Here is a 266-nt window from a genome sequence, read left to right as displayed (position 1 = left end):
CTTTGTAAAGCTGTTTATCAGCTGCAATGAAAATAGATTCAAGCGAGGGGTTAGCTTGATAGTCAGCTACACCAATACTGATAGTAAGTTTAATTGCATGCCCCTCAATATTAAACGGTGTTTTTTCAACAGTTTCTCTTAACTTTTCAGCTGCAAATAAGGCTTCGTCTTTGCTATTAAAAGAATGAATAACGGCAAACTCCTCACCGCCAACCCTAAACACGTACCCCTTTGCTAAGGTTATTCTTAAAAGCGTTGCAATTTCA

The 266-nt window shown here is 38.0% G+C and carries 1 protein-coding gene; it reads right to left on the bottom strand.

What is annotated here, in order from left to right; genetic code table 11:
* Positions 1-266 (bottom strand): diguanylate cyclase (locus tag SB756_RS30915; protein WP_410913348.1); only part of this gene is annotated, 266 nt, incomplete at both ends.

The organism is Pseudomonas sp. SIMBA_068 (assembly GCF_046534705.1).
Lineage (GTDB): Bacteria > Pseudomonadota > Gammaproteobacteria > Pseudomonadales > Pseudomonadaceae > Aquipseudomonas > Aquipseudomonas putida.
This window is presented reverse-complemented; position numbering and strand designations above follow the sequence as displayed.